At 66.5% G+C, this 6,691-nt stretch carries 7 protein-coding genes; all 7 read left to right on the top strand.

Annotated elements, in window-relative coordinates:
• The first annotated feature begins 739 nt into the window (after nucleotides 1-739).
• Nucleotides 740-1,024 carry a hypothetical protein gene (locus Q8P46_15315; GenBank protein MDP2621514.1) on the top strand — a complete coding sequence of 95 codons (285 nt, stop codon included), beginning with the start codon at nucleotides 740-742 and terminating at the stop codon, nucleotides 1,022-1,024.
• A gap of 411 nt (nucleotides 1,025-1,435) precedes the next feature.
• Nucleotides 1,436-3,136, top strand: coding sequence for a histidine kinase dimerization/phosphoacceptor domain -containing protein (locus tag Q8P46_15310; GenBank protein MDP2621513.1), 1,701 nt, complete (start codon nucleotides 1,436-1,438; stop codon nucleotides 3,134-3,136).
• Between the two features lie 213 nt (nucleotides 3,137-3,349).
• Nucleotides 3,350-3,688 (top strand): accessory factor UbiK family protein, encoded by a 339-nt coding sequence (locus tag Q8P46_15305; protein ID MDP2621512.1) that lies wholly within the window; start codon nucleotides 3,350-3,352, stop codon nucleotides 3,686-3,688.
• Nucleotides 3,689-3,867: 179 nt separating this feature from the next.
• Nucleotides 3,868-4,368 (top strand): YbjN domain-containing protein, encoded by a 501-nt coding sequence (locus Q8P46_15300; protein MDP2621511.1) that lies wholly within the window; start codon nucleotides 3,868-3,870, stop codon nucleotides 4,366-4,368.
• Nucleotides 4,365-5,186 carry a pyrroline-5-carboxylate reductase gene (proC, locus tag Q8P46_15295; GenBank protein ID MDP2621510.1) on the top strand — a complete coding sequence of 274 codons (822 nt, stop codon included), beginning with the start codon at nucleotides 4,365-4,367 and terminating at the stop codon, nucleotides 5,184-5,186. Before Q8P46_15300 ends, proC begins: the two co-directional genes overlap by 4 nt.
• A gap of 123 nt (nucleotides 5,187-5,309) precedes the next feature.
• Nucleotides 5,310-6,086 (top strand): TetR/AcrR family transcriptional regulator, encoded by a 777-nt coding sequence (locus tag Q8P46_15290; protein MDP2621509.1) that lies wholly within the window; start codon nucleotides 5,310-5,312, stop codon nucleotides 6,084-6,086.
• 28 nt (nucleotides 6,087-6,114) lie between these two features.
• On the top strand, nucleotides 6,115-6,465 hold the full coding sequence (locus tag Q8P46_15285) for a tRNA-binding protein (protein MDP2621508.1): 351 nt from the start codon (nucleotides 6,115-6,117) through the stop codon (nucleotides 6,463-6,465).
• Nucleotides 6,466-6,691 lie beyond the last annotated feature (226 nt).

Here is a 6,691-nt window from a genome sequence, read left to right as displayed (position 1 = left end):
TGCATCGGCCAACAGCCGCAACACCGCCACGGCGCAAAAGAACCCGGCCTTCGGTGGGCCAAATCGGCCCACCGGGTTCGTTGCGGCGCTCGCCCGATATCCCGTATCGCGCGTCGCGCCGCGCCTGCCCGGATGAACCGACTTGGCCCATCGAATCGATTCCCTATAACCATGAACCGCTCTAGCCAAACCGAGAGCCCTTCCGAGCCGGGTCGGCGCACGCTTCCTCGCCGCTGCCCCGCCAGGGGAGGAGGATCGAGAAACAGCGCGTGCGGGGCGCGGGACAGCGGCACATGCGGCTCGCGCACGTAAAGCGCCACGTCGCGTTGGCCGGCCCGCTCGTCCCGCGGTACTCCCGCCAGATGGTCGGGGTCGGAAAAGGTCGGGCCGAACATCAGCCGCCCCCAGCCGCGATCCACGACGACGTCGTGGGACGGATCGGCCTCGCGCGCTGTCGGGCAGTTCGCCCCAGTGCTTGAGAGAGGCCATCTCGGTGAAATCGTCGGGCTCCAGCGCCGAACGTTTACGGACCATCGTTACCTCCATGGCGCCGCGTCGCCGCTGGTTTGGAGGTCTGTCCGGCCAAGCGCGGAAACCGGGACATGACGCAGCCGGCACGACCTGCCGAGACATTTGGCGTTTCGCCGCGTGATGCCCTATTATTCGGGTGGCAACAGCTTCGTGAGCCGTCCTTGGGGGGCGGGAATATCGAGACCTTGACGTCCAAGGGGAGGTCTAAATGGAAGGAACGAGAACGTGGATCGTCGCCCTGATCGCTTTGATCGTGGGGGCGGTCATCGGCTACGTTTACATGCAAAGTCAGACAGGCGATCTTACTCAGCAAGTGACTACGCTGCAAAGCCAGCTTGCCGAGGCCAACGACAAGGCGCAAAGCGCCGCTTCGGAGGTCGAGGCGCTGAAGGCGGACGTCGATGCAAAGACCAAGCTTGTCGAGCAGCAGCAGGCCAGGATCACCGAACTCGAAGCGACATCGCAGCAACCAGCGGCGCCGGCGGCTCAATAGCATCTTGTGATCCGGTAAGTTTCGATCTAGAGCGGTTCATGGTTCCCTATAACCATGAACCGCTCTAGCGCGACCCGGCGCCGCGCGTACGGGATGCGGCGGAGCCCTCCATGGCGCTTCGCCGGGCTCCCTTGCCGCGCATGGCCGCGTCCCCATCATCTCTCATCTCGTTGCCCGCCAAGGCGGGCAATCCGGCAACTCCTGTGTCGGTGATTTGGCTCGGAGGTTGCTGGGTCCCGGATCGGCGCCCGGCGCCGATCCGGCCAAGCCCTTGCCCCGGTTGTACCGGCATGAACGGCGGCGGACCTTCGAGCGCCCTCTCATTCATCGCCCGCGCGGCGAAAACCGGTCATGCGAAAGTCATAGTCGCAGGTTGGAATTGGTGTAAATTATCTGCCGGTCGAGGGGAAGATGACCATCAAGATCAGACTTCTGCTCCTCATTCTGGTGGCCGCCCTGCCGGTTTTCCTGCTCTATGCGTGGAGCGAGTTCGAAGGCCGTGACCAACGCCGGGCGGCGGCGGAGGATCAGTTGCTTCGGTCAACGCGGCTTCTGGCGGCGCAGCAGGTTCAATTCTTCCAGCGCGCCGAAAGCGTGCTTAGTGCCGTACTGACGGCGGTCAGCGACAATTGGCAGGATACCGAGCTTTGCAACGCCTATCTGATCCGGCTCGCGGGCCGTAATCCGGCTTTTACGGGCCTGGGCGTCGCCACCCCGGACGGCACCATCGTTTGCAGCTCGATTCCCGGGCGGATGCTGGGACTGAACCTGTCGGAGCGGGATTATTTCCGCGACCTGCTCGAGACGCACGACTTCAGCATCGGCGACGTTCAGATCGGCATGTCGTCGCAGCGGGCCATTGTCGGCGTGGCGCTGCCGCTCCTCGGAGAGGACGGCGCCGTCAAGATCGTCGGCGTACTGGGGCTCGATCTTACCGACCTATCAAAGACCATTTCCGCCGCCGGGCTGCCACCGAATGGGGTCGCGGCGGTGTTCAACGGCAAGGGAACCATCCTCGCCCGCTCGCCGGAGCCGGAACGCTGGGTCGGCAAGACGGAAACCCCGCAGCATGTCTGGATCGCCAGCGTGGGCGGTGGCGTCACCGAGGCGACAGGGTTGGATGGGCTGCCGCGGCTGTGGGCGATTTCGCCCCTGCTGCCGCAAAAGGGCGTTTATGCCGCGCTCGGCGTGCCCGCCCCCACCCTGCTTGCGGAAGCCGATCAAATCTTCTGGCAGGGAATCGGGCTGCTCGTCGTCGTGTTCGCCGGGGCGGCGATCGCCGCCAGCGTGATCGGCGAACGCGCCATCCGCCGTCCGCTTGAAAGTCTGGAGGCGGCCGTCGCACGGCTGAGCGGCGGGGACCTTTCCGCCCGCAGCGCAGGCGTGGGATCGGCCCCGGAGCTGGTCCAACTCGGGCAGAGCTTCAACGAGATGGCGCAGAGCTTGCAGGAGCGCGGCAAGGAGCTTGAGCAAAAAAACGCCGAACTGGGCCAGTTGGCCTCGGATCGCGAACTGCTGGTGCGGGAAATGAATCACCGGATCAAGAACTCCCTGCAACTGGTGTCGGCGCTGATCGGGCTGCAGAGCGCGGCGATCCGCGACCCGGAGGCGAAATCCCATCTTGGGGAAGCGCGCGCCCGCGTCATGGCGGTCGCCAAGGTGCATGACCAGCTTTATCAGAACAAGGAGTTCGAACGGGTCGATGCCGGCCGGTATCTCATGGAGCTGTGCAAGGAACTCGGCGAGTCGGCGGCGCTGAAAAGCAGGGGCGGCGAGATCGTTTGCCACGTCGTGGATTGCAACTTGCCGCCGGATCAGGTGGTTCCGCTCGGGATTATCACCGCCGAGCTGGTGACCAACGCGTTCAAGCACGCCTACGACGACAAGGCCGGGACCGTCGAGGTCGAGCTTACCGCGGCCAATGGCTTTTGCCGGCTGAGCGTCGCCGACAGCGGCGAAGGCGTTCCCGCGGATTTCGAGATCGAGGAGCATGCCGGGCTTGGCATGAAGGTCGTTCGGGCTCTCGCGGAGCAGCTCGGAGCGGGCCTGGAGGTCAGGCGGCTGGATCCGGGAACCCGGTTCACCCTCGAGCTGCCGTTCGGTCAATCATGACCGAACCGCAAGCGCACCCGGGGCGATGCCGGCAAATTGCTTCCGACCGTGAGCACGGCGCCTGGAGTCCGTGCCGGGACCGCGCTCGGCGCCGATCCGGGTAGGCCCTTGCTTGCCCCCTTGCTGCGCCACACCCCCGCCGCTCTTGAATCCGCAGGCGGGCAGGACCATAACCAAGTCAGAGCGCCACTCCTCCATGACCGGAGCACGACCATGACCCAGACCACCTCGCGCCTGTTCGACGAGATCGCCCGCCTGATGACCGACGCCGCCGGCGCCGCCCAGGGGATGCGCAAGGAAGTCGAGACCATCATGCGGGCGCAGGCGGAGAAGATCCTGCGCGAGCTCGACGTGGTACCGCGCGAGGAATTCGAGGCGGTGCGCGCCATGGCGCAGAAAGCGCGCGAGGAGAACGCGGCGCTGGAAATGCGCCTCGCCAAGCTCGAAGCCGTGGGCGCCAAAACGGCCGCCAAAAAGCCCGCCGCGGCTAAGCCGAAAGCCAAAGCCGCCCCGACAGCCAAGAAGAAAATGCCGCCGCCTGGGGAAAACTGACCGAATTCACATATTGGTGGTGGTACCCGGTGAATCACCCGCGATATATTGATGTTGCGAGGTGATTCGCCGCAGCGCCCGCGCGGGCCGGCATCCGAGGCCGGCGGCCGATGGCGCGCGGCAGGCGGCAGGCGCCAGTCTCCTCTCCCGCGGGACGCGGACATGGGCCGAGGACTCAGATGAGCATGCTGCTGGACGATTTCGAGCGCGACTGCCACCCCGTCGACATCGTCGAGCAGCTTGCCACCCTCTACGACTGGACCTTCGACCGCTGCGCCGACGACGAGATCAACATTAGCGTCGACGGCGCGTGGACCAACTATCACGTGTCGATCAACTGGCAGGAGGATCTGGAATCCCTGCATCTGGCCTGCTCCTTCGACATTCGCGTGCCGGAAAACCGGCAGGACGATATCTGCCGTCTGATCGCCCTGATCAACGCGCAGCTTTGGCTTGGACATTTCGATTTATGGACTCAGGAGGGGGCGCTCATGTACCGACATGGGCTGCTCTTCGCCGGCGGATCTGAGCCCACGACGGAGCAGTGCAAAGCGCTGCTGCACACCGCGCTCGAAACCTGCGAGCGCTATTACCAGTCGTTCCAGTTCGTGCTGTGGGCCGGCAAGAGCCCGCAGCGGGCGCTGGAAACCTCGCTGTTCGAGACGATCGGTCAGGCATGAGCCTCGCGGGCGCCGGACCGGTCGTTCTCGTCGGCGCCGGGATGATGGGCGGCGCGCTCATCGACGGTTGGCTCGGCGGCGGGCTTAAGCCGTCCGAAATTTCCGTCCTTGACCCGAAGCCGCCGCCGGAAAGCGCGGCCTTGATCGAAAAGAACGGGATTTCTCTCAACCCGGCGCCGGAGACGCTGGCCGATCCCGCCATCGTGGTGCTCGCCGTCAAGCCGCAGATCATGGATGAGGTTCTGGACGGCCTTGGCGGGCTGGTGCGCCCGGGCACGCTGATTGTCTCGGTCGCCGCCGGGCGGACCATCGCCAGCATCGCCGCCTGGCTGGGCGCGGAAACGCCAATCATCCGCACCATCCCCAACACGCCGGCCGCCGTCGCGCGCGGCATGACGGTCGCCTGCGCCAATGCCCATGCGAGCCCGGTGCAAAGGGCGCTCGCCGCCCGCCTGCTCGAAGCGGTGGGCGAGGTGGGCTGGGTCGAGGACGAGGGGCTGATCGACGCCGCGACGGCGGTTTCGGGCAGCGGGCCGGCCTACGTGTTCTATCTTGCCGAATGCCTCGCCGAAGCCGGGGTCAAGTGCGGGCTGCCGCGCGAGCTTGCCGAGCGCGCCGCGCGGGTGACGGTCGAAGGCGCCGGCGAACTGATGCGCCGCTCCGAGCTTGGGCCCGCGAAACTGCGCGAAAACGTCACCTCGCCCGGCGGCACCACGGCCGCCGCGCTTGCCGTGCTTGGCGGAGAGGCCGGCCTTGCCGAGCTTCTCGCCCGCGCCGTCGCCGCGGCCTGCGCTCGCTCGCGCGAGCTTTCCCAATAGCTTTTCAATTAGACTTTCCGGGAACTCTCCCAATCGCCCTCATGATCGCCCGGCCTTGCCGTGGGCTTTGCGCGCGGGCCGTGCGGCCCTATGTTGAGGGGTAAGCGAAGCGGAGGTAGCGAGATGGCGCGCAAGCAAGGCTCCAAGAAACCGAAAGCATCCAATGCAAATGGCCCGGCCAAGTCGGCAAAGGCCGCTGCGGCCGCCGCCGAATCCGCCAAGAGCGCCGCGCAAGCAGGCTCCACATCGCGGCGCGCGGTGAAGGAGCAGGTGGTCGAGGCGGGGCTGGCGCTCGCCGCCGAAATACCGTGGGCCGAGATAAAGCTGCAGGATATCGCGGCGCGGGCGAAGCTGCCGCTTGCCGACGTGGTCGAGGTGTTCCCGACCAAGCTTTCGGTGGTGTGCGGCTTCATGCGGCACATCGACCGGAAGGTCATCGAGAATCTCGACCCGGAGCTTGCCGGGGAGCCGGCGCGCGAGCGGCTGTTCGACGTGCTGATCGGCCGTTTCGAGGCGCTGAACCCCTACAAGGCGGGGGTGCGCAGCCTGTGGCAGGCGCTGAGCCGCGACCCGGACGCGCTGATGGTGCTCGACAGCGCCGTCGTCCGCTCGCAGCTTGCCATGATGGCGGCAGCCGGGCTCAACGCGGAAGGGCTTTCCGGCATGGCCCGCGCGCAGGGCGTGGCGATGATCTTCTTCCGCACCATGGGCGTGTGGCTCGAAGACGAGGACCCGGGCATGGCGCGGACCATGGCGGCCCTCGACCGGCATCTGCGCGACGCCGAGCGGCTCATGCGCCCGCTGCAAGGGTTCGGCATCGCGGCGCGGCTCGCCGGCGCCTTCTGCGCCGCGTTTTTCGGCCGCGGCGGCGATCGGACCCGCCGGGAAGAGGCAACCTGATTGGGCACGACGGGACAGGGGGGCGTGCATGAGCGAGCCTGCGGCGCAGATCGGCTTCGAAGATTTCGTCAAAGTGGACATCCGGGTCGGAACGATCGTCCGGGCCGAGGATTTTCCAGAGGCGCGCAAGCCCGCCTACCGGCTGATGATCGATTTCGGTCCGGAGTTGGGCGTCAAGAAGAGCTCCGCCCGGATCACCCGCCACTACCGGCCGGACCGGCTGATCGGTCTTCAGGTCGCCGCCGTGGTCAACTTCCCGCCGCGCCAGATCGGGCCGTCCCTGTCGGAGGTGTTGACGCTCGGCTTTCCCGACGCGGACGGCGAGGTGGTGCTGATCGCGCCCGAGCGGCCCGTGCCGAACGGCGGCAGGCTGTTCTAAAAGGCTACCGGTTCAGTGCGCCGAAGGCGGTTGTCGGGTTCCCTCTCCCCTTGCGGGAGAGGGATAGGCTTGGGGCCGAAGGCCCTTAGAGCGGTTCATGGTTATAGGGAACCATTTGACCGGGATGATTTTGCGCCGTGGCCAGGCGCGGCTCGCCGGGCGATGCGGTGCATCGGCCAACAGCCGCAACACCGCCACGGCGCAAAAGAACCCGGCCTTCGGTGGG

It is taken from the genome of Hyphomicrobiales bacterium (assembly GCA_030688605.1).
Lineage (GTDB): Bacteria > Pseudomonadota > Alphaproteobacteria > Rhizobiales > NORP267 > JAUYJB01.
This window is presented reverse-complemented; position numbering and strand designations above follow the sequence as displayed.

Bases quoted from the DNA above. Each gene is read 5' to 3' on its own strand.
- Q8P46_15315 (MDP2621514.1), top strand. From the start codon at position 740: ATGGAAGGAACGAGAACGTGGATCGTCGCCCTGATCGCTTTGATCGTG.
- Q8P46_15310 (MDP2621513.1), top strand. From the start codon at position 1,436: ATGACCATCAAGATCAGACTTCTGCTCCTCATTCTGGTGGCCGCCCTG.
- Q8P46_15305 (MDP2621512.1), top strand. From the start codon at position 3,350: ATGACCCAGACCACCTCGCGCCTGTTCGACGAGATCGCCCGCCTGATG.
- Q8P46_15300 (MDP2621511.1), top strand. From the start codon at position 3,868: ATGAGCATGCTGCTGGACGATTTCGAGCGCGACTGCCACCCCGTCGAC.
- proC (MDP2621510.1), top strand. From the start codon at position 4,365: ATGAGCCTCGCGGGCGCCGGACCGGTCGTTCTCGTCGGCGCCGGGATG.
- Q8P46_15290 (MDP2621509.1), top strand. From the start codon at position 5,310: ATGGCGCGCAAGCAAGGCTCCAAGAAACCGAAAGCATCCAATGCAAAT.
- Q8P46_15285 (MDP2621508.1), top strand. From the start codon at position 6,115: ATGAGCGAGCCTGCGGCGCAGATCGGCTTCGAAGATTTCGTCAAAGTG.